Source organism: Klebsiella sp. CN_Kp100 (assembly GCF_040065315.1).
In the GTDB taxonomy this organism is placed as follows: Bacteria; Pseudomonadota; Gammaproteobacteria; order Enterobacterales; family Enterobacteriaceae; genus Klebsiella; species Klebsiella oxytoca.
In genome coordinates, this window is sequence record NZ_JBEAIJ010000039.1 from 72801 (window position 1) to 99222 (window position 26422).

A 26422-nucleotide genomic window follows, 5' to 3' on the forward strand; every position below is an offset into this window, starting at 1 on the left:
TATTAACCAGAAATATAAACAGGATTTTTGAGCGCTGAATTCATTCAGCGCTTCGTAGCCTTTTACCTTTTACCTACTCAACTGGCAGGATGTGAATTATGAATAGTCATATCTTTTTAGTCGGCTTTATTATTTACGCGCTGGCCATGATTTGGCTTGGCTGGTACGTGTCGCGTAATCAAAAAAGCGGAGAAGATTTTTTACTCGGTGGCCGTTCCTTACCGCTGTTTCTGACCCTGGGCTCTACCGTGGCGACCATGGTGGGCACCGGTTCAAGCATGGGCGCTGTTGGCTTCGGCTACAGCAACGGCTGGGCCGGGATGCTGTACGGCGTGGGCGGGGCCATCGGTATTTTGCTGGTCGCCTGGCTGTTCGCCCCGGTGCGCAAGCTGCGCTTTATGACCATGAGCGAAGAGCTCTCTTATTATACCGGCGGTAGTCATTTAATTAAAAATATCGTCGGCATAATGATATTTGTGGCCTCTATTGGCTGGCTGGGGGCGCATATTCTTGGCGGCAGCATGTATTTATCCTGGGCGACGGGAATAAATCTGACGCTAGCGAAAATTATTATCGCTCTGGCCTTTGCGATTTACGTCATCATCGGCGGTTATTCTGCGGTGGTGTGGACGGATACCATTCAGGCATTAATTCTGTTTTTCGGTTTTATCCTGATGGCGATTCTGGCGGTGGTTCACGTCGGGGGATGGGATGCCATCGTCCAGGCGATGGATCCCAAGGCGATGAGCCTGTTTGCGGTCGATAAACTGGGGGTCATTCCGGCGCTATCGCTGGCGATGGTCATCGGCGTCGGCGTGCTGGCGACCCCTTCCTATCGCCAGCGTATTTACTCGGGGAAAGATGTCTCTTCGGTGCGCCGCTCGTTTGTCTATACCGGCGTGCTGTATCTGTTTTTCTCGGTGCTGCCGGCGATTATCGGCATGGCGGCATGGACCATGAACCCCAATCTCGAGAACAGTAATTACGCCTTCCTGTTCGCCACCAGCTTCTTACCGGCGATCCTCGGGCTGGTGGTGCTGATTGCCGGGCTTTCGGCCACCATGTCCTCGGCCAGTTCTGACGCGATAGCCGCCGTGGCCATCATGATGCGTGATGTTTATACCCTCATCACCGGGAAAATGCCCCCGGCGGATAAAGCGATAACGCTCTCCCGCTGGATGCTGGCGTTCGTTATCGGCCTGGCGATGATCTTCGCCCTGACCTCGAACGATATCATCAGCTATATCACCAAAATGATCTCCATGCTGATGTCCGGTCTGTTCGTCTGTTCGATTCTCGGCCGCTTCTGGCTGCGCTTCAACTGGCAGGGCGCGTTTACCGCGCTGCTGAGCGGCATGCTGGTTTCTCTTGTGGTTCTGATGAAAGCCGACTGGCTGGCTTACTGGGGGAACCCGTGCATTCCGTCGGTCGTCGGCAGCTTTGTTTTCGCGATTTTTGTCACCCTATTGACGCCAGCCAGCAAAGTCAGCCGTGAGCAGGCGCTGGAAATGATCACGCAGGAGCGTGAAGGGCAGGCGATGCCGGCGAAGACGACGGTGCAGGTCTCAGGAGAAGCACAATGAAGGACTATATTGCCGTCGACTGGGGCTCTACCCAGCTGCGCGGCTGGCTGATTCGCAATGGCCAGTGCGTCGAAACAAAGCAGCTGCCGCTGGGTATCACCCGCCTGAACGGACGAGCGCCTGCCGACGTATTCGCGGAGCATTTGGCCCCCTGGCGCGGCGCGGAGGCGCTGCCGGTGCTGATGGCCGGGATGATCGGCAGCGATGCGGGCTGGCAAGCGGTGCCGTATCTGGACTGTCCGGCAGCGATCGACGCGCCAGGGCAGCAGCTATGCGCCGTTGCTGAAGGCGTGTGGATTATTCCCGGCCTCAAGATTGAACAGGACGGGGATTTCAACGTGATGCGCGGCGAAGAGACGCAGCTGCTGGGGGCCTGGCAGCTGGCGCCGGCGGAGTGTTACGTGCTGCCGGGCACCCACTGCAAATGGGTACAGGTGGCGAACGGCGCGGTGCGTCATTTTGCCACGGCGATGACCGGTGAACTGCATCATCTGCTGATGACGCAATCGCTGATCGGCAAAGGGCTGCCGGTCCAGCAGCCGGACGAGACGGCGTTTGAACGGGGGCTGGAAAAAGGACTGGCGCAGCCGTCGCTGATTAGCGAACTGTTTGTCGCCAGGGCCGCCCGGGTGCTGGGAGGCCTGGCCGCGACCTCGGTCAGCGACTATCTCTCCGGGCTGCTGATTGGCGCGGAAGTGGCGACCCTGGGGCAGCGTTACCGTACCTCTGGCGTCACGCTGGTTGGCGACCCGGCGCTGAATGCCCGCTACAGTCGGGCGATGAAGGCGCGCGGAATGACGGTTAACAGCTGCAGCGGCGATGAGGCGCTGCTGAGCGGCATGGCGAGGATAATGCATGGACAAGATTAAACTGGTGGCGATTTTACGCGGTATTCGCCCCGCTGAGGCAGCGGAGCATATTGAGACGCTGATAGAGGCAGGATTTCGCTATATCGAAATTCCGCTCAATTCGCCGGACTGGCAGCAGAGTATTCCGCAGATGGTCGCGCGCTTTGGCGAGCAGGCGGTGATTGGCGCGGGAACGGTACTTAAGGTGGAACAGGTCGATTTTCTGGCCGATGCCGGAGCGAAGCTTATCGTGACGCCGAATACTGAGCCGACGACGATCCGCCGGGCGGTGGCGTGCGGAATGCGGGTTTGCGCCGGGTGCGCCACCGCGACCGAGGCGTTTAACGCGCTGGATGCCGGGGCGCAGTGGTTGAAAATTTTCCCGTCTTCCACTTTTGGCCCGGACTACATTCGGGCGCTGAAAGCGGTGCTGCCGTCGGAGGTGCCGGTGCTGGCGGTCGGCGGCGTGACGCCGGAGAATCTGGCAAGCTGGGTAGAGGCCGGGTGCGCCGGCGCTGGCCTGGGAAGCGATCTGTATCGCGCCGGGCAGGCCGTGGAACGTACCCGTCAGCAGGCGGAGAGGTTTATCGCCGCCGCCCGCTGCGGTTAATCGCCCAGCGGCTGGCGATCGACGCCGCCGCGGTGGCTGTCGAGCGCCAGCTTAATCCGGCGCAATCTGCCTTTTGCCTGAGTTTTGTTGGCCATCGCCAGTTCGGTGGCCAGCACGTCAACCATCGCCAGCATCGCATAGCGTGAAGTGCTGGGCTTGAAAATGTAGTCGTTTTCGCGCACCAGCAGCGGCAGCACCAGATCCGCCTGCTCCGCCAGCGGCGTTCCGCCGGGGGTGATGGCAATGACCTTTGCGCCGTACTGCCTGGCAATCGCCGCGCTCTCGATGATTTCCTGGGTATAGCCGCCCAACGACAGCACGATAACCACATCCTTTGGCGTCACCGCCGAGCTCATCATGCGCACCAGCAGACCGTCGTTCTGGCTGACAACCGGGAGGCCGAGGCGAAACAGGCGATACTGGATCTCCTGAGCGCAGATGGTAGAGCCGCCGCCCATCCCGAGCGCCAGGATCTGCCGCGCGTCGCTCAGCCAGCTCACCGCACGCTTCAGCGCTTCAATGTCCAGCGCCCGGCGGTTGGTTTCCAGCACGCCGATGATCGACTCGTAGATCCCCTGTACGCCCTCAAGGTCCGGGACATCGAGGATAAATCGCTGTCCGACCGCCAGAGATTGCGCGAGCCTCATCTTCAGCTCACGGACGTCTTTACAGCCGAGCGCCCGGGCAAAGCGGGTAACGGAGGCCTGGCTGGTGTGGGTCAGACGCGCCATCTCCGCGATGGGCAGCTCCGCCGCCGCCGCGACATCATCGAGAATGAACTGCGCGATGCGCTTTTCGGTCGCCGTGAGTTCCACAAAGCGATCGGTTATGCAGGAAATGATATCGATTGACCAGGACATACGGGTATCAACAGGTAAGTTATCAATGATACTTTGTACCATATTCCGCCGCTGAAATCAGCGCCGGAGGCTACAGCGTTAGGCGCATGGCGCAGCGCGTCTCCGGCGGCAGACCGTGTTCCGTTTCCAGCTCCCTTTTTGCCGCCAGTCCCGCCAGTAGTCTTCGCTCACTTAACATTGAAAACCCCAGTCGCGTGTAAAACGGCGCGTTCCAGGGCACATCGTGGAAGGTGGTGAGCGTGACCGCCGGATAAGCCGCCTGGCGGGCTGTCTCAATGACCTGCTCCAGCATCATGCGGCCAATGCCTCGCCCCTGCCATGCCTGATGAACGGCGATCTCGACGATAAACAGCGCATCATCCAGCGGTTCGCTCAGCAGGAAACCTATCGGTTGGTCATCGGCCACGGCCAGCAGGCTGTGGTCAGTTTCAAGGAACAGGCGGTGGCGCTCGGGGCTTATCACTTCGCTTTCCGCCAGCCAGGCCAGCGCCGGAATCTGGCGAAAAGCCTGGGCCGCCGAGCGCTCAATGGCGGGCAGAAGAGGGATGTCTCTCTCCTCAGTCAGGCGTAACGTCGCGGCGGCGGTTATAGTGTTAGTTTTCATCACCTCAGCATAGCAGCCTCCGGGAGAAATGTATGGAGCTTACCGCCGTTTCCGCCACTCAGTTTAGCGTCGCGCAGCTGACGACGATCCTCAGCGACTGTTTCGAAGATTACCTGGTTCCCGTCACGCTGTCGGTAGAGGTTTTTGTCCAGCGTTTTAGCGCCGAAGGGCTGAGCCTGCTGGATTCCTGCGTCTGGCTGGATGGTGATGTCCCTGCGGCGATGGCCGTTGTCGCCCGGCGCGGCGATGAAGCCAGGCTGGCGGCATTTGCGATGCGACCCGCGTATCGCGGAAAGGGCGTCGGACGCCGGCTGATGGGGTCGCTGCTGGATGCATTGCGCGAGCAGGGCGTACGGCGGATGTGGCTGGAGGTTATTCGCGATAACCACGCTGCGGTAGCGCTGTATCACTCGCTGGGCTTCGAGGTGCGGCACGGGCTGTGCGGCTATCTGAGCGCGCAGACCGCGAGCGAGGAGTCATCCGTATTGCAGGAGTATGACGTGCTGGCGCTGACGCGCAGGGCCGGCGCCGAGCTTAATGGCCAGCTGCCGTGGCTGATGGACCCGCTCACCTTCAGCACCCTGCCGTGCCGGGCGCTGAGCCTCCATCAGCAGGCTTTCGCCGTGCTGGCGACCTTATCCAGCAGGCCGCAGCTGCAGTTTTTATGGGTCGAGCCCGCCGCACGCGGGCGCGGGCTAGGGCGGGAAATGCTGATGGCGCTTGCCCGACAGTTTCCAGGGCTCGGGACCTCGGTGACCATCCCGGAACGCTTTACGCCCCTGTTCCAGACCGCCGGCTATACGCCTGGGGTATTAAAACAGTATGAAATGAGCGCAACGCTGAGCGCCCTGCCATCAGCAGGGCGTTAAGATTCAGCCGTTACGCGGGTCGCTAATCGGCTGACGGACCAGGAAGATATAGGCCAGCGCGCCGAGGGCGGTGACGCAGCCGCAGATCACCAGCGCCAGCTGGAATGAGTGGGTGGTATCGACAATAAACCCGGTCACTACCGGCGCGAAGGAGGCGCAGATAAAGCTGGCGAAGTTCTGGATGCTGCCGACGGACGCGGTCATTCTTGATGCCACCGCGACGTGAATCAATCCCCAGCAGGAAGTACCGGCAAAGTGGATGCAGAACAGCGCCATGCCGATTAACAGCACCGCAGCGATAGAGGTGGTGGCATGCGGCACGATCAGCGTAAACGCGGCGGAACAGAACATCCCGGCAATAATACAAATTTTACGGCTTTTGATCGGCGCCATGCCGCCTTTAACCAGCCAGTCGGTAACGTAACCGTTGATGAGCATACCGGCGGCGCCGAACAGAAAAGGAATGGCGGCCATAAATCCGGTACTTTTCAGATCGAGGTTATACGCCGTTTGCAGGTAGCCCGGCAGCCAGGCCAGATACAGCCAGGCGGTATAGTTGATGCCGCTGAAGCCCAGCATCATTCCCCACATGGTTTTGTTTTTAAACAGGCTGCGCCATTCGGCAAAGCTCAGCGGGTCGCGGCGAACGTTGACGCTTCCGGCATTAAGGTAGGCCTGCTCATCGGCGGTGAGGGGGACATCCTCCCGGTTGCGATAGAGCATATACCAGCCGATAGCGACGAAGATCCCCAGCACGCCGATGGTAATGAACATCCAGCGCCAGCCCATCATCAGCATCATCGCGGCAAGGATCGGCGGGCTGATCGCGACGCCAATCGTCGAGGCGGCGTTAAAGAAGCCCATCGGGCGGCCGCGCTCTTTAATATTAAACCAGTCGTTGATCACCTTGACGCCGCACGGGTTCATCGGCGCTTCGCCGATCCCCATGCCGATACGCACCAGCACGAACTGGGTAAAGCTATGTACCATCCCGGAGACCGCCTGGAACAGCGACCAGAAAAACATGCCCAGCCCCAGCATGATGCGCGGGCCTTTACGGTCCAGCAGCGGCCCGCAGGGGAGCTGGGCGATGCCGTAGGCCAACGAGAAAACGGACAGCAATGCGCCGATTTCGGTGGCGCTGAGCCCCAGCTCTTCGCGAATCGTTAAGTTCGCGACGGACAATGAACTTCTGTCGAGGTAGTTAATCACCGCCGCCAGAAATAACAGGATCATTGCCGTTGTCTGAATTTTTTTAATGCGCGCGCTGCGCGTTAACGTATTATTTAACGGAACGCTGGCAGTCTCCGCCTTTCCTTTATCAAAGGTTGTCTGCGGGTCGATAGTTATATTTCGTGATTCCACGCCTGACTCCTGGTTATTCTATTTGAACGACAAGTGACATCGAATGGTTTAAACCCACCCACCTATTTCACAGTAAAGTAAGTCGACTTGTTTTCAGCATAAATAACCTTTTTTCTGGCACTGGATTATGTTTTGAGAACTGTGCTGCTGATAATCATTTTCTGTTTTTAATCGGTACTTAATGAGCCAGGGATTCGCTCTGCCTGAGCGAGTTAATCATCGATTGCTTCGCCGAGTTCAGGTGGTTACGCAGCGCCAGATTGGCGTCCAGATCGCTGCGGCAGATAAGCGCGCTCAGGATGGTCATATGTTCATCAATGGCGATGATATTACGCTGTTTAAGGTCACTCTCATCCCACTGATAGTGAAAGTGGAAAATCACGGAAATAATCTCAAGCGATTGATTGAAAAATATATTCTCAGCCGCGGACAGGAGCAGCGAGTGAAAGTCGCGATCGAGCTGGGAAAACATACGAAAGCTGTCGCCGATGCTGTCACGCAGTGCGCGATGGCGCTCAAGCAGGGTTTTCGCCTGCAGCCAGCGGGCGTCGTTGTCCGGGAGATTGAGAAAATGCTGAAGCGCGTGGGTTTCCAGCATTTCCCGCAGCTCGAACAGCTGCTCAGCCCAGGATTGCTCAAATTTCTTCATGTTCCACTGGCCGCGCTTTTCGCTTTCAATCAGGTTGTAGCGGCTGAATTTCAACAGAAATTCCCTCACTACGACCGGACTGACGCCGGCAGCACGCGCCAGCTGCAGCTCGGAAAACATCTCTCCGGCGCGCAGCTGGCGCTGGTTAATCATGGTGAAAAACGCCTGCTCAAAGAGACGGTTCTGCTCGGCCAGCGAGGCGCTGGAGCCATCGAAGCCGTCCTGCATCTCCGGCTGGCGAAGGATCTGATAATCCCGAGCGTTCTGACGCAATACGCCCCGCTCGCACAGGTGGCTGAGGATATGGCGCACGGTGGTGCGGCTGATGTTGTACATCTCCGCCAGCGCGCTTTGTGAGGGCAGCGGCGACGGAAGAAAGCCGCGCGCCATATCGTTAATGACCTGGTTAATGACGTTGTGACGAAGGTTTTGCGAGCGGCTCATTATACATCTCCATTTTTTTAGCTATTAAAGCCGGATTTAAAACAGTTTTGTGCGTGAGATTTCACAATTTTTGCAATGAATTTATTCTCACCTCTGTTTTTCATCGATATCTAAGCCAACAAATACGGAGGCAATTATTATGACGTCGATGAATACATTAGTTTGTCAGGAACCTAAAATATTGCGCTGGGAAAAACGCCAGATTCCCATTCCCGGTGATGATGAAGTGCTCATTAAAATAAAAACGGTGGGGATTTGTGGTACGGATATTCACGCCTGGGGAGGGAATCAACCTTTTTTTAGTTATCCACGCGTGCTCGGACATGAAATATGCGGCGAGATTATCGGTCTCGGTAAAAATATTCTTAACTTGAAAAGCGGACAGCAGGTAGTCGTCATACCTTACGTTGCCTGCCGTCAGTGTCCGGCCTGTTTGAGCGGCAGGACTAATTGCTGCGAGAAAATTTCGGTGATCGGCGTGCATCGGGACGGCGGGTTTAGCGAGTACCTCTGCGTGCCGGTAAAAAATCTGCTGGTGGTGGATGACGTCGAGCCGGAAGCCGCAGCGCTGATTGAGCCTTTCGCCATCAGCGCCCACGCGGTGCGTCGCGCCGCTATCCAGCCGGGAGAGCAGGTGCTGGTGGTCGGCGCGGGACCCATTGGTCTCGGGGCGGCGGCTATCGCTAAAGCCGACGGGGCGCAGGTGGTGGTGGCGGATACCAGCCCGGCGCGGCGCGACCATGTGGCGCAGCACCTTGGTCTGGCCACGCTCGACCCCTCTGACCCGCAATTCACCGAACAGCTGTGTGACATGTTTGGTGGTTCGCTGGCGCAGAAGGTGATCGACGCCACGGGGAATCAGCAGGCGATGAACAACACGGTAAATTTAATCCGCCACGGCGGCAGCATCATTTTTGTTGGCCTGTTTAAAGGTGAACTGCAGTTCCCGGACCCGGAGTTTCATAAGAAAGAGACAACCATGATGGGCAGCCGTAATGCGACGGAAGAGGATTTCGCCAAAGTCGGACGTCTAATGGCTGAGGGGAAAGTGACCGCCAGAATGATGCTGACCCACCGTTACGATTTCAGGTCGCTGGCCGAGATTTACGAAAGCGAAGTGATTAACAATCGCCAGCTTATTAAAGGCGTCATTCATTTTTAGCAGGAAAGGCTATGAAATCGTTAAACAGACAAGATTTTCCCGGGCCGCACTACCCGACGCGCGTGATTCAGTTCGGCGAGGGCAACTTCCTGCGGGCGTTTATCGACTGGCAGCTGGATCGGCTGAATGAGCAAACCGATCTGGCGGCAGGGGTGACCATTATTCGCCCGATCAACACCGAGTTTCCGCCGTCGCTCAATACCCAGGATGGACTTTACACCACGGTGATCCGCGGGCTGGACGAACGTGGCGAGGCAGTGAGCGAAGCGCGGATTATTCGCTCCGTTAATAACGAGATCAACCCCTGGCAGGATTTTGCTGGCTATCTGGCGCTGGCTCGTAATCCGGCGATTGAGTTCGTATTTTCAAATACCACTGAAGCGGGTATTAGCTATCATGCCGGGGACCGGCCTGATGATAAGCCGCCGGTCAGCTTTCCGGCGAAGCTGACCCAGCTGCTGCTCGAACGTTTCCGCCATTTCAACGGCGCAGCGGATAAGGGGTGGACGATTATCCCCTGTGAGCTGATCGACTACAACGGCGAAGCGCTGAAGGCGCTGGTGCTACGCTACGCCGACGAGTGGCAATTGCCCGCGGCTTTTCGCGACTGGGTTGAGACCGCCAATACATTTTGTTCAACGCTGGTTGACCGTATCGTCACCGGTTATCCGCGCGAGGAAGCGGCAAAGCTGGAGGCGGAACTGGGCTACCATGATGCTTTCCTGGATACCGCCGAATACTATTGGTTATTCGTCATCCAGGGATCGCAGGCGCTGGCGGAGACGCTGCGGCTAGATCGCTACCCGCTCAATATCCGTATCGTAGAGGATATCCGGCCCTACAAAGAGCGCAAGGTTGCCATTCTTAACGGCGCGCATACCGCGCTGGTGCCGGTGGCGTGGCTGTGCGGTGTCGATACCGTTGGCGAAGCGATGCATGATCAGGCCATACGCCATTATGTGCAGCAAACTATCGACGAGGAGATTATCCCGGCGCTGGATTTACCCGCCGATGAGCTACGGCAGTTTGCCGATGCCGTGACCGGACGCTTTCTTAATCCCTGGATTCGCCATCAGCTGCTCTCCATCGCCCTGAACGGCATGACTAAGTTTCGTACCCGGATCCTGCCGCAACTGCTGACGAATATCCGCCGGCACGGCGCGATCCCGCCGCGGCTAACGTTTGCCCTGGCGGCGCTCATCGCCTTCTATCGCGGCCAGCGCGACGGACAGACCTATCCGCTGCAGGATGATGACGTCTGGCTAACCCGTTTTGCCGAAGGATGGGCGCAGGTGGCGCGCGGCCGCCCGCTGCATGAACTGGTCACGGAAGTCCTGCAGGATGCAGCGCACTGGGGTGAAGATCTGACGACCGTTCCGGGGCTTGCCGATCAGGTCACGCGGTATCTGGAAATGATTTTGAGCGCGGGGATGCGGGAGGCCCTGAGGCGGCTGTAGTCGGTTTGTTGTGCGGCGTCCGCGGATTTGGACGCCGTTTTTTTTGTGCTCTGAACCGCAAAAAATAAATTAAGCGCCAATGGTTGGCGGATTTCCCGCATCATAAGCCCCTGTAAGGTGAAGAGGGGGATGCGATGCGTAAAACGGAACTATTGGCTTTTCTGCAAAATCAGACCGATTTTTTTGATCCGGATAACCTGAGCGAGGTCTTCACCGCTGGCTACCTGGCCCGGCGTTTTGCCATGCAAAGAAATACCGCCAGCCACTATCTGAATCAGCTGGTGGCCCAGGATGTGCTGGTGAAGATTAATACCCGTCCGGTCTATTTTCTGCATAAGGCCGCCTTCTGCCAGCAGTTTTTCCCCCTTTCCCGCAGCGAGTACACCAGCATGGCGGAGCTGCTCGCGGAGAGCGATCGACAGCCGGAGCAGGCGGATCATTTTTCATTGCTTACCGGCCATGACGGTAGCCTGCGCAAGCCGATCGAACAGATGAAAACCGCGCTGTTTTATCCCAACGGTGGCCTGCCGCTACTGATCGTCGGCGACAGCGGAACTGGCAAAAGCTATATGGCGGAGCTGATGCATGAGTTTGCCATCGCCCAGGGACTGCTGCCGCCCGATGCGCCCTTTGTCAGCTTCAACTGCGCCCAGTATGCCAGCAACCCGGAGCTGCTGGCCGCCAACCTGTTTGGCTACGTGAAAGGCGCGTTTACCGGCGCGCAGGGCGATAAAGCCGGGGCGTTTGAAGCGGCAAACGGCGGCGTGCTGTTTCTCGATGAAGTCCACCGTCTGGATGCGCAGGGACAGGAGAAGCTCTTCACCTGGCTGGATCGCAAAGAGATCTATCGGGTGGGAGAAACGGCGCAGGGGATGCCGATATCCCTGCGGCTGGTGTTTGCCACCACCGAAGATATTCACAGCACGTTTCTGACCACCTTTATTCGTCGTATCCCGATCCTCGTTAGCCTGCCTGATTTACAGACCCGCAGCCGCCACGAGAAAGAAGCGCTCACGCTGCAGTTTTTCTGGCAGGAGGCGCGCACGCTCGCCGCCCGGCTGCAACTGACGCCCCGGCTTTTGCAGGTGCTGACGCACTACGTATATCGCGGTAACGTCGGTGAGCTAAAAAACGTGATTAAGTACGCCGTTGCGTCAGCCTGGGCCAGGGCTCCGGGCAGCGAGAAGCTGAACGTCACGCTGCACGATCTGCCGGAAAATATCATGGCCGCGACGCCGGCGCTTAGTGAACCGATGGGCCATGAAGAGCCGCTGCTTATCGAACCGCAGACCAGCCTGGTCTGGCTGCTGCGCGCGCGCGACCCGGTTCAGGGGCTGATTTATGATACTCAGTGCCGCGTTCTCGCGCTGTATGAGGCGGTGCTGAGCAAAAAAAGGCTCTGGGAAGAAGCGCAAAAAAGCATGGGCGAGGAGATTGAAACCCTCTTCGATCGGCTGATATTTGATCATCACGATACCCAGAGTTCGCATATGCTGCTGCTGATAACGCATCAGGTGCGGGAGGAATTTTATCGCCTTGAAAAGCGCTTCAATATCCAGTTTAACGGCAACTGTATTTATGCTCTAAGCCACTACCTGATTCATCGTTCCCGCCAGGCGCAGTCGACGATGAGCAACGAGAAAAGCCGCCAGCTGGAGGATTTCCTGGCGCAAAAATATCCGTTGCTGTATCGCTTTTGTGAAGAGATCCTCGCCGCGCTGGCGCTGAAGCTGGACATTGAACCCCGACGTATTGACCTGTTGTTACTGGTGCTGTGGTTACAGAAAAATGGCGCCATTAGCCAGCAGCAGGTGACCCGGGCAATTATCCTCGCCCACGGTTACGCCACCGCCAGCAGTATCGCTAACGTGGCGAACCGGTTGCTGAAAAGCCAGCTGTTTGAGTCATTCGATATGCCGCTTGATGTCACGCCGGAGGCTATTGCTAACCAGGTGATGGCCTATATTGAGAGTCACGCGCTGGCCTCCGGACTGGTCATCCTGGTCGATATGGGTTCGCTGAACGCCATTCATAGCCATTTTAACCGTCGGCTGACGACGCCGATGGCGATAATTAATAACGTCTCGACCGGGATGGCGATGTACGTCGGCGAGCGAATTTTGCAGGGCGACATGCTGGAAGATATCGTCCGGGAGATCCGCGGTGACCTCGCGATCGAGCATCAGCTCTATTACCCGCAAGCGGACAAACCGCGGGCGATTCTTACGACCTGCGCCACCGGCCTGGGAGCGGCGGCGAATCTGTCGGCGCTGTTAAAAGCCAGCATCCCTGAAGCGCTGGGGATCGATATTGTGGCATGCGATGTGGAGACGCTCGCCGATCCCGCGCGGCGGCAGCCGATGCTGAGCCGCTATGAGGTGCTGGCGATCGTCGGAACCCTGGACCCGCAGCTTGCCGATCTGCCGTGGATTTCGCTGGATTCGTTAATCTCCGGCGAAGGGAGCCGCCCGCTGATGCGCATCTTCGGCGAGCTGGCCACCGCTGAGCAGGTCAGCGAAATCAATAACCTGATCCTGAAGAATTTCTCGCTGCGCCGGGTGATCGAGTCGGTGACGATCCTCGATACCGGTAAAGTGATCAATCAGGTTGAGCAGTTTTTACTGCGCTATGAGCATCTGGCCGGCTGCGATGTGCCTAACGATCGCAAGGTAGCGCTGTATGTGCATATCAGCTGTCTGATAGAGCGCCTGATCCGCAACGCCTCGCCATCCCATTATTCCGGAAGGCAGTGTCCGCAGAGCGAGCTGGCGACGCTCCGCGAGGCTTTTAGTGTCATAGAGAGTGGATATAGTGTCAAAATCCCCGCCGTAGAGCTGTACTACATTCACGATATTCTGACGCGGGAAACTGAATTTATTCAGGAAGATCAAGAGTTTTAATCCCCTTCATTAGTTGATCCTTGCGCTAGCCGGCGCGCCACTGTTTCTGGCACGCCGGTTGCAATCAAGAAAGCAGTGGAATGCGCTTTCGAGGTAAGGATGAAACGACACTATATTTTTGCCAGCCATGGCACCTTTGCTAACGGTTTGCTGAACTCCGTGGAGCTGATCCTCGGTAAACAGCCGGATATTCATACCCTGTGCGCCTACGTCGAGGAGGAGGTCGACCTCACGCAGCAGGTGGAGACGCTGCTGGCGCGTTTTCCCGCCCAGGATGAGCTGATTGTGATTACGGATATTTTCGCCGGTAGCGTCAATAATGAATTTGTGCGCTTTCTATCGCGCCCGCACTTTCATTTATTGTCCGGCTTAAATCTGCCGTTGATTATTGATTTGCTCATTTCAGCTGGCGAAGAGAATACCGAAAAATTAATTTCTGAAGCATTAATAAGCGCCAAAGAGAGCATTCAGTACTGCAATCAGACGATTGCCAGTGCGATGACTATTGATAAAGACTTCTGAAATGAGGGAACACTATGATTACGCTATTAAGGGTTGACCATCGATTACTTCACGGCCAGGTTGCCTTTTCCTGGACGCAGTATGTCGGCGCTGATTGCATTTTAATTGCCAACGATAATGTCCCAGATGATGAGCTACGGAAAACGACGATTAAGCTCGCTAAACCCCCTTCAGTCAAACTGGTGATTAAAAATATTAACGACTCTATTGAATCGATAAAAAGCGGCGTGACCGACAAATATAATCTGTTTATCGTCGTGGAATCGGTAAATGATGCCTGGCGGATTGCCAGCGCCGTCGAGGAAATTAAAAGTATTAATCTCGGCGGAATTAAAGCCAAAGAGGGCAGTAAAAATATCTCTAAGGCGATTAATTTACTCCCGGAGGAAATAGAGCAACTGCAGCAACTGGTTGGGAAAGGCGTCGAAGTTGAGATTCGCCAGGTCCCTAACGACCGCAAACAGCTTTTTGCGGAATGCGTTTAATTCCGCGGAGGACAGATTATGGTAGAGGCTCTCTTACTGGGGCTGGTGGCGTTTATCGCGCAATCGGAATATGCATTAGGAACGTCGCTGATTTCGCGGCCTATCGTGACCGGGCTGCTGACCGGGCTGGTGCTGGGGGATGTACAAACCGGCGTCATCATGGGCGCGACGCTTGAGCTGGCCTTTATTGGCTCTTTCTCGGTCGGCGCATCGATTCCGCCTGATGTAGTAACCGGCGGTATTCTCGGCGTGGCGTTCGCCATTACCTCCGGCGCGGGAACGGAAACGGCGCTGCTGCTTGGACTGCCCATCGCCACCCTGACGCTGATCCTGAAAAACGTCTATCTGGGGATGTTTATTCCGATGCTCAGCCAGAAGGCTGACGGCTATGCGGAGCGGGCGGATACCCGCGGCATTGAACGTATGCATTTGATTGCTGGCTTCGGGCTGTCGCTGATGCTCGCCACGGTGGTCACCGTGTCATTCCTGGTCGGCAGCAATGCGGTGAAATCCCTGCTTGACACGATCCCGGAATTTATCAAACACGGGCTCAGCGTCGCCACTGGCATCATTCCGGCCCTCGGCTTCGCAATGCTCGCCAGGCTACTGATTAATAAGAAAGTTGCGCCGTACTTTTTCCTCGGTTTCGTGCTGATGGCCTACCTGAAAATTCCGGTAACCGGCATCGCCATTCTCGGCGCTATTGTGGCGGTGGTCATGGTTAACGTCACCGCGTTGAGCTCACCTCGTACGACGACAGAACAAGGAGTCAGCGATGACGACGAAGATGATTTCTGAAGAAACTCTGCAGCCGCAGGCGCAGGAAGAGGCCCGTATTACGCCGCGCGATCTACGCCGGGTCTTCTGGCGCTCCTTCCAGATGGAGTTCTCCTGGAACTATGAGCGGCAGATGAATCTTGCCTTTGTTTACGCGTTGATTCCGGTGCTGAAAAAGCTCTATCCGCGCAAAGAGGAGCTGGCCGGGGCGTTAAAGCGACATCTGGTGTTTTTCAATACCACGCCGCATATCGTCACCCTGCTGCTGGGGATCACCGCGGCGATGGAGGAGAAGAATAGCCAGCAGAAGAACATGGACGCCAACGCGATTGATAACGTCAAAGCGTCGCTGATGGGGCCGCTGGCCGGGCTGGGGGACTCCTTCTTCTGGGGCACGCTGCGCCTGATCGCCACCGGCATCGGCACCAGCCTGGCCCTGAAAGGCAACATTCTCGGTCCCATCCTGTTTCTGCTGGTGTTTAACGTGCCGCACATCCTGGTGCGCTGGTTCTTTACCCGCTGGGGCTATGTGCTGGGCACCGGGGTACTGCAGCGCATCCAGAAGAGCGGAATGATGGAGAGTCTGACCTACGGCGCGTCGATTATCGGCCTGATGGTGGTCGGGGCGATGACCGCTTCAATGATTGATATCACCATCCCCATCGCATTCGGCGCCGGAGAGGCGAAAACCCAGGTGCAGGACATTATCAACGACATTCTGCCCTGCATGCTGCCGCTGGTAAGTTTCGGCATCGTTTACTGGCTGCTGGGGCGCAAGGTTAAACCGCTCTCTATTATCGGGGGGATGGCGCTGGTGGGCATTCTGGGTTCGTGGATTGGCTTGTTTTAACAGGAGTCGAAAATGGTAGCAACGATGATGACCTATATCAGTGAGGAGTCGGCCTGTCTGACGCAGATCCTGCGCGACTACCGGCAAAAGCTGGCGGCGATTGAGACTTTTGCCCGCCAGCACCCGGTGCGCCGCATTCTGCTGTTGGCGACCGGGTCGTCGCTGAATGCCGCCCTGTGCGCGCGCTATTTCTTTGAGCAGCGCTTCGGCGTCCTGGTTGAGATTAAAGAGCCGTACAACTTTACGCACTACGAGGCGGTCGATCCGCATACCGATCTGGTGGTGGCGATTTCGCAGAGCGGTAAAAGCGCCTCAACGCTGGAGGCGATGCGTAAGGTGCAGGCATTGAGCCTGCCGGTTTTTGCTCTGACCTCCGATCCGCAAAGCCCGATAGCCCGGGCCTGCGACGGGATACTGGATATCAACACCGGGATTGAGAGCGTGGGGTTTGTCACCAGAGGGTTTAGCGCGACGGTGCTGAATTTGCTGCTGATGGCGCTGACCATCGCCCGTAGCCAGGGAAAAGCCAGCGAGGCCGAGGAGCAGCGCTATCTTGCCGAACTGCAGCGGCTGGCGGCGGCGATCCCGGACGTCATTGACCGCACCTCGCGGTTTATCGACAGGCATGGCGAAGCGCTGTGGGGCGGCGAGCGCTTTGTCGCCACCGGCTATGGCGCTCTGGTTGGGGTTGCGAAAGAGTTTGAAACTAAATTTACCGAAACGGTGCGCGTGCCTTCGAGCGGCTTTGAGCTGGAAGCTTATATGCATGGTCCCTATCTGGAGGCGAATTGCCGCCATGTGATGCTGTTTATTGAAGATGCGCCGGATGGGCGGACCCGGGCGCTGCGGGACTATATGGCGCCGTCCATTGCCCGCGCCTTTACGCTGACGCTGAGCGACGAAGAGGATGCGCAGACGCTGGCGCTAAACTGCCCGTGTGAACATCACCTGGCGCCGCTGCTGCTGATTGTTCCCGTCCAGATGCTGGCCTGGCATACCGCCGGACTGAAAGGCATCGATCTGGCTAAACGTATTTTTGACGATTTTGACCGCGTCTTAAAAAGTAAAATCTGATTATTCAGGAGAAAACTATGTTGGGTTTTAATCAGGACGAGTACCTGACCAGTGCTCGCGAAATCATCGCTGCGCGCAAACAGGCGGAAGCCGTCGCCGACGATATTTATCACAGCGGCTGCAGCGCCTTATTTTTCGCCTCGGTAGGCGGTTCTTTAGCTCCGATGATGGCAATTAATGAGTTTGCTAAAGAATTAACCGGCGTGCCGGTTTATCTTGAGCAGGCGGCGGAATTAATCCATCGTGGGCATAAAAAATTAAATAAAGATGCGGTGGTGGTGACGTTATCCAAATCCGGCGATACCAAAGAGTCGGTGGCCATTGCCGAATGGTGCAAAGCGCAGGGGATTCGCGTCGTGGCCATTACCCGTAATGCCGATTCGCCATTAGCTGAGGCGGCGAGCTGGCATATTCCGATGTGCCACAAGAACGGCGTGGAATATGAATATATGCTGCTCTACTGGTTATTCTTCCGCGTCATTTATCGTCACGGCGATTTCGCCCATTACGATCGTTTTGCCAGCCAGCTGGAGTTGCTGCCGGAAAATCTTCTGCAGGCCAAACGCCAGTTCGATCCGCAGGCGGATAAAATTGCCGCTCAGTATCACGGCTGCGACTATATGATGTGGATCGGCGGGGCGGAAATGTGGGGCGAGGTCTATCTGTTCTCGATGTGTATTCTCGAAGAGATGCAGTGGAAGCGGACCAAGTCGGTGAGTTCGGCTGAGTTTTTCCACGGCACCCTGGAGTTACTGGAAAAAGAGGTCCCCCTGTTCCTGGTGAAAGGCGAGGGTAAATGTCGGGCGCTGGATGAGCGCGTTGAGCGCTTTGCTGAGAAGATCACCGACCACCTGGTGGTTATCGACCCGCGTGACTATCCGCTGAACGGTATTGATGATGCTTACCGCTGGATCATGGCGCCGTGTGTCGTTTCTACTCTGCTGGTGGACCGGCTGGCGGCCCACTTTGAACATCATACCGGACACGACCTTAATATCCGTCGTTATTATCGTCAGTTTGATTACTAAGCTATGCTGATGGCGGCCAGCCCGGCTGGCCGCCGCGCTATTCTCCGAGGCGCTTCCCAGAAAATTATCGTCAAACTCAACGGGTTAAAAACTGATGGTAGAGTCCGGCTTTCCTTCTCTTTCAGGCAAGCGGACGGCCATGAAAAAACGGATGACCTCAACGCCGCATGATGCGGTTTTTAAGCGATTTCTTCGCCACCCGGAAACGGCGAATGATTTTCTCACGCTGCACCTGCCGGAAGCGATCCGTCAGCGATGTGATTTTTCTACCCTGCGGCTGGAACCGGCGAGCTTTGTCGATGAAGATCTGCGCGCCTGGTACTCGGACGTACTATGGTCGGTACAAACCCCCTGCGGCCTGGGATATGTGTATGTGGTGATAGAGCATCAGAGCTCGCCGGATAACCATATGGCTTTTCGCCTGATGCGCTATGCGATTGCCGCCATGCAGCGTCACCTCGACGCCGGGCACAAAACGCTACCGCTGGTGGTGCCGATGCTTTTTTATCACGGAGCGACCAGCCCCTATCCCTTTTCCCTGAACTGGCTGGACGAATTTGCCGACCCGCAGATGGCGAGGACGCTGTATGCCTGTCCGTTTCCGCTGGTTGATGTGACGGTGATACCGGACGATGAAATTGTTCAGCACCGGCGGGTCGCGCTGCTGGAACTGATGCAAAAGCATATTCGCCAGCGCGATCTCAGCGGGATTACGGAGTCGTTGGCGACCCTTGTCATGCTGGGATACACTAACCGCAGGCAGTTGAGAGTGCTGTTTCATTATATGCTGCAGTACGGCAACACCGCCGATCCGAGCGTGTTTCTCCGCCGGTTGGCCCGCCGTCTGCCACAATATGAGGAGAGGTTGATGTCTATCGCTCAAAAACTCAAGCAGGAAGGGATACAGGAAGGCCGGCAGGAAGGGCGCCTGGAAGGTCTGCAGGAAGGTAGCCGGCGGGAAGCGTTGCGCATTGCCGGCAGTATGCTGCAAAACGGTTTAGATACCGAGACGGTTCAGCGGATTACGGGGCTCTCAGCGGATGAGTTAAAGCCGCTGCATAGCTAATATCCGCACCCAGTCACCGCGACCCGGCGCAAAAGCCGCCGGGTGGAAGGGGTTACCCTTCGCTTTTCACCACTTTGATTTCAACCATACCGATGCCCAACTGACGCGGGGAGTGGCCGAGAATATTGCCCTCGTTCGTGGACTGCGGGTCCGGCGGCGCAATCGTCAACGTACTGCTGCGCGACGGATTATCGAAATGCAGGGTAGTGGTGGTGACATCATTAGCCAGGACGATTGTTTGTTCGCTGCTGCCTACCCGTACCGGAATCGGCTTATTGGCATTCGGACCGTAGGCTTTGGCGGTAATCACCAGATCGAATTTCTCCGGCAGCGGCTCCTTATATTCAATTTTCACTTCGCTGCCGAGCTGAGCGTTAGACCATCGCCCCCATGTTTCCGGTCGAGAGATACCGCTAAATTGCTTCACCTCTTCCGGCGCGCCGGCAACGTTGAACAGGAAGCTGTCGGCTTTATAGCGAATGTCGTTATCGACAATCTTCAGCGTATCGACGTTGCCCTTATAACGCTCCATATCGATAAGGGTATCTTTGAACGCGGTTTTACCCTGCCACTGGGCTTTGTCAACGCGCTGGACTTTCTGTTCGCCTCCCAGCTGGCCCTGCGATACGCACCAGTCGGTGGAGAGCGCCACTTCCGGCGACCACAGCTGACCCATCTTGTAGCAGCGGTCGACCCAGACGAAATTATCACGCGGCGCGAAATCGGCCAGCTGGAAGCGCAACGGTGCGGAGTATTCGCTTTCCGGCAGCGGCTCAACGCGTTTGTCGGAGATGCGCAGCAGCAGCGGCAGGCGGAAATGGCTGCCGGAGAAGGAGATCATATTTTTCTGCGCATCAACGGTGAAGTTCTTCATCTCTTTGGGGAAATTCCACAGGCGGATGATATCCGGCTTCCACGCCAGCACTTTCTCTTTCATATTGAGGAACACAGTGGAGAGCGATTCTCCGGAAAGGCTGCTGCGGCCAAGGCCAATAAAGTTATCGCCGCCGAGAATATCGAGCACCGTCGCGCCGTTATCCATGGTATTACGTTTGACGGCCAGCGTATCCTGCTGGGGTTGATCGCCGCGCAGGACGAAAAACAGATTGCTGCGATCCTGCTTATTCAGATAATCCCAGGCGCTGTTTTTCATCGCCAGGTGATCGGATGACACCACGATGACCGTATTTTTGAACCACGGAGAAGCTTTAATCTTCTCGATTAACGCCGCAATGTGCTCCTGACTGCAGGAGACGGCGCTAAAGGAAAGGTTCTTTTTGCCGTCCATGTCGTAGCTTTTGCGCTGGCAGGTTCGGGAGATGAAACCATCCGGATGATGGGTATCGACCGTCAAAGCAAACAGCGAGAAGCGTTTACCGGACTGCGAAAGCGCTTCGAATTTTTTCCAGGTTTCATCAAGCACCGTATCATCGTAGAAGCCCCAGTCGTTACGATAGGCCGGATCGGCAACCGTGGTTTTTAGCTCTTCCGCGCCGTACAGATGATCGAAGCCGTGAGACTTCAGGAAGACATCTTTTCCGGCGAAGCGCAGATTCGCGCCCTGTACGAAGTAGTTCTCATAACCCGAGTTTTTCAGGATATCCCCAAGGCAGATATTCTGCGGGAAAAAGCTGGAAACTGAGGCCGAGGCGTTGCCTTCAAACGGCGCAAACAGCGGGATTCCGCACTGAGAGGCGACCATTCCGGCAATCGTGTAGTCGGTGCCGGGCAACTGGGCGGTATTGCTGAAATCCAGCCCCTCGCTTTTGAGTTTACCGAGCTCCGGCGTCAGGTCCGGGAAGGCGTCGTTATCAAAATAAGTGCGCTCCAGACTTTCGCCGTAGATGTACACCAGGTTCAGTTGCGGATTGGCGATGCTTTTTGATGGCTCTTTGTAGTAAGCCACGAAGTCAGGATCGCCATCGCGGGACTGGGATTTAACCAACTCGCTAATCTGGCGAAAAGCGGGGCTGGCATCCACTGAAGCCAGCGCCAGAACCAGCGCCACGAGGCTGTAGCCAAAATGATGAGGGTGATGCCGGCGGCGGCGGAGCACCCAGCCGAGTGCGCCAAATACCGCGACCAGCGCCACGACCAGCCCAACGCCAGGCAGGATATATTTGCCCACGCCAGCGCCCGTCAGGCTGTTGGTCAACGTATAAAGTACCGCGTCATTGATACCATCGCCGGTGAAGTAATTGCTGGCGTAGAGGGTAATATTCAGAATAACGAACAGGCCCAGCACCGTGAGCGTGGCGGCGAACCACCAGGTATTACGACCGGCTTTTAATGCATAAATCATCACCGAGGCAAGAAACAGGGCGATGGATAACAACTCTGACACAGCTCATCCTCATTCACGCCAGTTGTCTGCTGGCCAGATAGATCTTTTTCCACGCTACACTGTAATTGCAGCGCAATATTGCCGCAATTGTAACGTCATGAATTTGTGCTGTGGTTCAGAATTGGTTTAGAAATCGCCGTTTTTGATCTGCCTCACATCCTGTCAGACAGGAGATTCCGGGCAAAGATGTTAAAAAACAGACGTTGCCGCCGCGTTGGCCAGGGTAACCCGCCAAACGCGGCATTAAGAGGATAAATCAGGAGAGGAAGCTCACGCCCTGTTTTAAGACCAGGTCGCAGGCTTTGGTTTTGACTTTTTCCGCCAGCGGGCTGCTGCCAAGGTTGTTCAGATTCAGCTGCTGGCCATCTTTGCTGGTCAGCAAACCCTGAAGACCCTCAAGATAGCTGGTGTCTTCTTTTTGTTTTTCCGGCGTGCTGAGACCCAGTTTATCCAGCACCTGATTTTTGATGTTTTCAGTATTGGTGACTGAAGCCAGCTTCTGTTTCGCGCAATAAGACATAATCCCTGCGGCATTATTCATGCTGCTGGAGGTCAACGACTGGTTGCCGCCGTTGAGCAAACCGGTCAGAGAAGAGAGGGACATCCCGCCGCTTTGCTGGCTACCGTTCTGGCTGCTGAGCTGGTTTGCGGCGCTGGAGAGAGAATCCTGCCAGGAGGTGGCGTGGGCGCCGAAGGTGAATAAAGCGCCGGCCACTATCGCCGTGCGGAACAACGTTTTTGCAGATTTCATAGACGTACTCTTCGCCGTGGCTGAACATGCAAAGATTATAACGCTGGCGGTGTTCAGAAATATCTTAATACTCTTTTCCGGTTACGCGATCGCGGTAGCTTTCCCAGTTAAAATTGACCCACAGGCTATTGCCCAGCCGCATACGGTCCATTACGCGCTCGCCAAGCAGTTTGTTCATCTCGTCCATGGTGCTGTTCGTCAGCATACCGGTTGGGCGCTTTGACGAAGAGCGGCGATCGACAATCTGATTAATGATGACCTTCTCGTAGCGTGATTCCGTTTGCATACCGATTTCGTCTATTACCAGCAGGTCGACCTTGCTCAAATCGGTGAGTAGCTGCTCTTCGCTGGTTTCCCGGTTGCCGAAGGTATCTTTCATCGCTGACATAATATCGGCGACGGTGATAATCAATACCGATTTCCCCCGCAGCAGCAGCTCGTTGCAGATAGCGGCGGCAAGGTGGTTTTTTCCGGTACCCGGCTTTCCGGAGAAGATAAAGCTGGCGATATTGCCGTCGAACTCCTCAACGTACTGGCGCGCTCTGGACAGCGCAATCATCTGGCCCTCGCACTCAACCCGGTAGTTATCCAGCGAACAGTTCTGGTGCAGCGGGCGGATGCCGGAGCGGTTAAAGGTACGCTGCATTTTCATGGCGCGGTTTTCGCGTTCCAGCGCCTCAGAGCGCAGCTTGCCCTGTTCTTTTTGCCACGCCAGCAGCTCTTCACCTGTCTTGAACGCGGGTTCGACATGGGCTGGCATCATCTTTTGCAGGCGCTTCATTAAATCGCCGACATTTTTCATGCTCATCCTCGGAATCCTCGTGGAATATGGTTATCGGGTTCGCTAATCGCGTTGACATCCCGTCGCGGCTGGCCGCCGTTGCTGGCCCGGCCAATCTGCACGCTGCGCGCCAGCTTCTGCTGCCACTGGACATGATGAAAGACTTTACCTTCCGCCTGCCAGTAAGCGACAAATGCCGCCAGCTCTTCCGGCGTGACGGGCTGGCTGAGGGCGATGCCCCACAGCGCGGCCAGACGCTGGAAATCGGCATCCGGCTGCCAGTCGGCATACATCGGAAATTTACCCATCGGTACCGCAACGGGGGCCGTCGTCGGCTCGTCAAAAAACTGCGCATCCAGCGCAATATCGCTATTAGGGCGCGATAATTTGGCTTCCAGCTCCAGCAGCTGCGCCAGACGCTCCGGCGTCAGCGCATAGAATGCGGGCGCGTTGTTGGCAAATACGGCGACGGCGCCGGCGGTGGATTTTGCCAGCACCGCCGCGTGATCCTGCATGAAGTCATCCAGACCGCTAAAATCGGTAGTTAATATTCGTGAAGACATAAATCAATCTCAACTCTGAACAACTAAAAAGAGAGGGGTAGCTGCACACATAGTAGCATAGAGGTCGCTCAGGAAGGAGCGCCGCGGGCGAACCGGCGGCGCGGTTAGCTAGACGCGCGGACGCTTGCGATACAGCCAAAGTCCCGGAATAGAAAGCCCGATGGATAATGCGCCAACGATAGACGAAGCCTTAAGAAAATTGCTTAACAGCATAATCATCATCTCTTCCGAGTAACCAAAATGGCTGATTTTCACCGCAGAGATCATCGCGGTATAGGCGGAGATGCCCGGGAACATCGGGATTACCGCAGCAACGGTGAAAATCTTCGGGTGAGCCAGATACCAGCGCGACCACTGGATGCCGATGCTGCCAACCACCAGGGCGGCCATAAACGTCGCCCATTCAATATTAAAACCTGCCGTCATCATAACCATGCGCGAGCCGTGGCCGATAGCCCCCAACAGGGCGCACCAGCGCAGCGCTCGCTGCGGAACGTTGAATACCATCGCAAACCCAACGGCAGGGATGGCGGCCAGCACCATATCCAGCGCCAGTTCGTAGAGATAAATGATTATGCCCATCCGCGTAGCCCCCACATTGTCATCGCCATCACCACGCCAATACAGGTCGCGAGGGTTAACAGGCTGGCGATTGCCCAGCGCGCCAGGCCGGTGTTGATATGTCCCTTAAACATGTCGGCAACCGCATTGATCAGCGGAAAGCCGGGTACCAGCAGCAGCACGCTGGCGGCCATCGCGATCGTCGGCGTGCTGGCGAAAGCCGGCAGGCGCAGCATCAGTCCGGAGATGGTGGTTGCGACAAAGGCGGTGAGGCAGAAGTTGATTTGCGGATGCATGGAGCGATGAGTCAGGACCTGGCGAATATACATCGCTACCGTGCTGGCGCAGAAAGTGACCAGCGCGCCGTCCCAGCCGCCGTTGTTAAGCTTGCAAAAGCAGGCGCAGGAAAGGCCGACCATTAAAACCAGCAGCCAGCGTGGATAGCGCAGCGGCTTGATCTGGGCGAAGCGTTTTTCGACGTCTTTATAATCCAGCAGCTTATGTTCCGCCATAATCACAATATGCTGAACTTCCGTGACGACGTGCATGTTGATGCCGCGATCGCTGTTTTTCCGCGTCGACGTCAGACACTCGCCATCTTTGATGGTGGTGAGAACAATCGCATTAGAAGAGATGGCGCTTTCCACGCTATCCATCCCCAGCGCCAGGCCCAGGCGGGTTGAAAGCTCCTCTACCAGCGCGCTTTCCGCTCCGTGTTGTAATAAGAAAAGACCACATTGAATGCACAATCGCGTGATTGCGCGCTGAGTTGCCCGATCTGCTTGCATAGATACCTGCTGTCCGTGATGCCCGATGCCGTAGTGTCTGGCGATACTTTTACCTGAAGTTGCGTTTTATCTGAGCGGTCCGGATCAAACAATGTGTAAAAAACCGTCGCATCCTGGGGGCGCTGAAATTTGAACTCCGCCACACTTCCGCAAGATTGGTGAAAAGTACAATTTTTGCACCAATTTCTCCCTTCTTTTTCCCGCCAGACTTATCAAAAATGCAAATTCAAACTTTTAATAAACAAAAAACAAACAAATAATTAACCATACTGAGGCGATGCTATGAAAACACAGGTGGCGATTATCGGGGCTGGCCCATCCGGACTCCTGCTGGGGCAGTTGTTACATCACGCCGGGATTCAAACCGTCATCCTTGAGCGACAGACTCCTGAGTACGTGCTGGGGAGGATCCGCGCGGGCATTCTGGAAAGCGGAACGGTAGAGCTGCTGCGCGAAGCCGGCGCCGCCCGGCGAATGGAGGCTGAAGGCCTGGTGCATCATGGCGTCGAATTTTTGTTTGAGGGCAAGCGGGTACCGGTTGCGCTGACGGAACTGACGGCGGGCAAAAGCGTGATGGTTTATGGCCAGACTGAAGTGACGCGGGATTTGATGGCCGCGCGGGCGGAATGCGGGGCGGCGACGATTTATGGCGTCAGCGAAGTCACTATTAATGAGGCAAAGAGCGATCGACCATCGGTCTCTTTTATCAGCAATGGCGAACACTGCCGCTTAGAGTGCGACTTTATCGCCGGCTGCGATGGCTTTCACGGCGTGTCCCGTCAAAGTATTCCTCCTGGGGTGCTGAAAGAGTACGAAAGCGTCTGGCCGTTTGGCTGGCTGGGGCTGCTGGCCGATACGCCGCCGGTGAACCCGGAGCTTATTTACGCGCACCACGAACGCGGGTTTGTTCTTTGTAGTCAGCGCTCACTAACTCGAAGCCGTTATTACCTCCAGGTCCCGCTCAGTGAAAAGGTTGAGGCATGGTCTGATGAGCGTTTCTGGAATGAACTCAAACGCCGCCTCCCTGAAGAGCTGTCCAGCAAGTTAGTGACTGGTCACTCACTCGAGAAGAGCATCGCGCCGCTGCGCAGCTATGTGGTGGAGCCGATGCAGTACGGCAGATTGTTTCTGGTGGGGGATGCGGCGCATATCGTACCGCCTACCGGGGCAAAAGGATTGAATCTCGCGGCGTCCGATGTGAACTATTTATGGCGCATCCTCCGTGAATATTATCACCATGGTCGCGTTGACCTGCTGGCGAGCTACTCTCGTTTTGCGCTGGATAGGGTATGGAAAGGCGAAAGATTCAGCTGGTTTATGACCCGTCTGCTGCATGATTTCCCGCAACAAAGCGAGTTCGATAGAAAAATGCAGGCTGCGGATCGGCGTTATTATCTTGGCTCACGCGCCGGATTAACCACGATCGCTGAAAACTATGTCGGTTTGCCGATGGAGCGCGTGGCATAAAGAGAAACCGTTCA

The 26422-nt window shown here is 56.2% G+C and carries 25 protein-coding genes; 15 read left to right on the plus strand and 10 right to left on the minus strand.

Annotated features, from left to right (window positions below; all coding sequences use genetic code 11):
* The first annotated feature begins 98 nt into the window (after positions 1 to 98).
* The 3 genes from ABLV12_RS15695 to ABLV12_RS15705 are packed head-to-tail and all read left to right on the plus strand — an operon-like array spanning position 99 to position 3041.
* Entirely contained in the window at positions 99 to 1583 is a 1485-nt protein-coding gene (locus tag ABLV12_RS15695; protein ID WP_004108532.1) for a sodium:solute symporter family protein, read from the plus strand.
* On the plus strand, positions 1580 to 2452 hold the full coding sequence (locus ABLV12_RS15700; protein WP_004108530.1) for a 2-dehydro-3-deoxygalactonokinase: 873 nt from the start codon (positions 1580 to 1582) through the stop codon (positions 2450 to 2452). The genes ABLV12_RS15695 and ABLV12_RS15700 overlap by 4 nt, the downstream gene beginning before the upstream one ends.
* Positions 2439 to 3041 (plus strand): 2-dehydro-3-deoxy-6-phosphogalactonate aldolase, encoded by a 603-nt coding sequence (locus tag ABLV12_RS15705; protein WP_064370950.1) that lies wholly within the window; start codon positions 2439 to 2441, stop codon positions 3039 to 3041. The genes ABLV12_RS15700 and ABLV12_RS15705 overlap by 14 nt, the downstream gene beginning before the upstream one ends.
* Here ABLV12_RS15705 and ABLV12_RS15710 read toward each other — a convergent pair.
* The gene (locus ABLV12_RS15710; protein WP_024273690.1) at positions 3038 to 3901 is read right to left on the minus strand and encodes a MurR/RpiR family transcriptional regulator; all 864 of its coding nucleotides are present in this window, start codon (positions 3899 to 3901) and stop codon (positions 3038 to 3040) included. The genes ABLV12_RS15705 and ABLV12_RS15710 overlap by 4 nt on opposite strands.
* 70 nt (positions 3902 to 3971) lie before the next feature.
* Entirely contained in the window at positions 3972 to 4505 is a 534-nt protein-coding gene (locus ABLV12_RS15715; RefSeq protein ID WP_160886940.1) for a GNAT family N-acetyltransferase, read from the minus strand.
* Positions 4506 to 4537: 32 nt separating this feature from the next.
* Here ABLV12_RS15715 and ABLV12_RS15720 point away from each other — a divergent pair, with 32 nt between their 5' ends.
* Positions 4538 to 5374, plus strand: coding sequence for a GNAT family N-acetyltransferase (locus ABLV12_RS15720; protein WP_348867149.1), 837 nt, complete (start codon positions 4538 to 4540; stop codon positions 5372 to 5374).
* A gap of 3 nt (positions 5375 to 5377) precedes the next feature.
* Here the strand turns inward: ABLV12_RS15720 and ABLV12_RS15725 are convergent, their stop codons facing one another.
* Both ABLV12_RS15725 and ABLV12_RS15730 read right to left on the minus strand, forming a co-directional pair.
* On the minus strand, positions 5378 to 6739 hold the full coding sequence (locus ABLV12_RS15725; RefSeq protein WP_004108520.1) for an MFS transporter: 1362 nt from the start codon (positions 6737 to 6739) through the stop codon (positions 5378 to 5380).
* A gap of 178 nt (positions 6740 to 6917) precedes the next feature.
* Positions 6918 to 7832 carry a GntR family transcriptional regulator gene (locus tag ABLV12_RS15730; RefSeq protein ID WP_004108518.1) on the minus strand — a complete coding sequence of 305 codons (915 nt, stop codon included), beginning with the start codon at positions 7830 to 7832 and terminating at the stop codon, positions 6918 to 6920.
* A 139-nt stretch (positions 7833 to 7971) separates the two neighbouring features.
* Between ABLV12_RS15730 and ABLV12_RS15735 the strand changes: the two genes are divergently transcribed.
* From ABLV12_RS15735 to ABLV12_RS15780, 10 genes are all read left to right on the plus strand, one after another.
* Positions 7972 to 8994, plus strand: a complete 1023-nt coding sequence (locus tag ABLV12_RS15735; protein WP_004110354.1) for a zinc-binding alcohol dehydrogenase family protein — start codon at positions 7972 to 7974, stop codon at positions 8992 to 8994.
* A gap of 11 nt (positions 8995 to 9005) precedes the next feature.
* Entirely contained in the window at positions 9006 to 10451 is a 1446-nt protein-coding gene (locus ABLV12_RS15740; protein WP_348867150.1) for a tagaturonate reductase, read from the plus strand.
* Positions 10452 to 10585: 134 nt separating this feature from the next.
* Positions 10586 to 13351 (plus strand): sigma-54-dependent transcriptional regulator, encoded by a 2766-nt coding sequence (locus tag ABLV12_RS15745; protein ID WP_142448268.1) that lies wholly within the window; start codon positions 10586 to 10588, stop codon positions 13349 to 13351.
* A gap of 99 nt (positions 13352 to 13450) precedes the next feature.
* Positions 13451 to 13873 (plus strand): PTS sugar transporter subunit IIA, encoded by a 423-nt coding sequence (locus tag ABLV12_RS15750; RefSeq protein WP_160886948.1) that lies wholly within the window; start codon positions 13451 to 13453, stop codon positions 13871 to 13873.
* Between the two features lie 14 nt (positions 13874 to 13887).
* Positions 13888 to 14358 (plus strand): PTS sugar transporter subunit IIB, encoded by a 471-nt coding sequence (locus ABLV12_RS15755; protein ID WP_004108507.1) that lies wholly within the window; start codon positions 13888 to 13890, stop codon positions 14356 to 14358.
* 18 nt (positions 14359 to 14376) lie between these two features.
* The gene (locus ABLV12_RS15760) at positions 14377 to 15156 is read left to right on the plus strand and encodes a PTS mannose/fructose/sorbose/N-acetylgalactosamine transporter subunit IIC (RefSeq protein WP_004108505.1); all 780 of its coding nucleotides are present in this window, start codon (positions 14377 to 14379) and stop codon (positions 15154 to 15156) included.
* Positions 15134 to 15985 carry a PTS system mannose/fructose/sorbose family transporter subunit IID gene (locus ABLV12_RS15765; protein WP_004108503.1) on the plus strand — a complete coding sequence of 284 codons (852 nt, stop codon included), beginning with the start codon at positions 15134 to 15136 and terminating at the stop codon, positions 15983 to 15985. The genes ABLV12_RS15760 and ABLV12_RS15765 overlap by 23 nt, the downstream gene beginning before the upstream one ends.
* A 12-nt stretch (positions 15986 to 15997) precedes the next feature.
* Positions 15998 to 17059, plus strand: a complete 1062-nt coding sequence (locus tag ABLV12_RS15770) for an SIS domain-containing protein (protein ID WP_160886952.1) — start codon at positions 15998 to 16000, stop codon at positions 17057 to 17059.
* Between the two features lie 17 nt (positions 17060 to 17076).
* On the plus strand, positions 17077 to 18087 hold the full coding sequence (locus ABLV12_RS15775; protein WP_325906184.1) for an SIS domain-containing protein: 1011 nt from the start codon (positions 17077 to 17079) through the stop codon (positions 18085 to 18087).
* Positions 18088 to 18226: 139 nt separating this feature from the next.
* On the plus strand, positions 18227 to 19153 hold the full coding sequence (locus ABLV12_RS15780; RefSeq protein ID WP_017145046.1) for an Rpn family recombination-promoting nuclease/putative transposase: 927 nt from the start codon (positions 18227 to 18229) through the stop codon (positions 19151 to 19153).
* 52 nt (positions 19154 to 19205) lie between these two features.
* Here ABLV12_RS15780 and opgB read toward each other — a convergent pair whose 3' ends face one another.
* The 6 genes from opgB to ABLV12_RS15810 form a co-directional block, all read right to left on the minus strand.
* Positions 19206 to 21497: a phosphatidylglycerol--membrane-oligosaccharide glycerophosphotransferase gene (gene opgB, locus ABLV12_RS15785; protein ID WP_049128123.1), complete on the minus strand. Its 2292-nt coding sequence runs from the start codon at positions 21495 to 21497 to the stop codon at positions 19206 to 19208.
* Positions 21498 to 21753: 256 nt separating this feature from the next.
* Complete coding sequence (locus tag ABLV12_RS15790) at positions 21754 to 22248, minus strand: DUF2501 domain-containing protein (protein WP_004108494.1); 495 nt, start codon at positions 22246 to 22248, stop codon at positions 21754 to 21756.
* Positions 22249 to 22312: 64 nt separating this feature from the next.
* On the minus strand, positions 22313 to 23050 hold the full coding sequence (gene dnaC, locus ABLV12_RS15795) for a DNA replication protein DnaC (protein WP_024273697.1): 738 nt from the start codon (positions 23048 to 23050) through the stop codon (positions 22313 to 22315).
* Between the two features lie 2 nt (positions 23051 to 23052).
* A complete protein-coding gene (dnaT, locus tag ABLV12_RS15800) occupies positions 23053 to 23592 on the minus strand; it encodes a primosomal protein DnaT (RefSeq protein WP_023320292.1) in 540 nt (179 codons plus the stop codon).
* Between the two features lie 108 nt (positions 23593 to 23700).
* Positions 23701 to 24174, minus strand: coding sequence for a threonine/serine exporter (locus ABLV12_RS15805; protein WP_004108488.1), 474 nt, complete (start codon positions 24172 to 24174; stop codon positions 23701 to 23703).
* Positions 24165 to 24941, minus strand: a complete 777-nt coding sequence (locus ABLV12_RS15810; RefSeq protein WP_004108487.1) for a threonine/serine exporter ThrE family protein — start codon at positions 24939 to 24941, stop codon at positions 24165 to 24167. Before ABLV12_RS15810 ends, ABLV12_RS15805 begins: the two co-directional genes overlap by 10 nt.
* A 282-nt stretch (positions 24942 to 25223) precedes the next feature.
* Here ABLV12_RS15810 and pobA point away from each other — a divergent pair, with 282 nt between their 5' ends.
* Positions 25224 to 26408: a 4-hydroxybenzoate 3-monooxygenase gene (gene pobA / locus ABLV12_RS15815; protein WP_016809293.1), complete on the plus strand. Its 1185-nt coding sequence runs from the start codon at positions 25224 to 25226 to the stop codon at positions 26406 to 26408.
* The last annotated feature ends 14 nt before the right edge of the window (positions 26409 to 26422 follow it).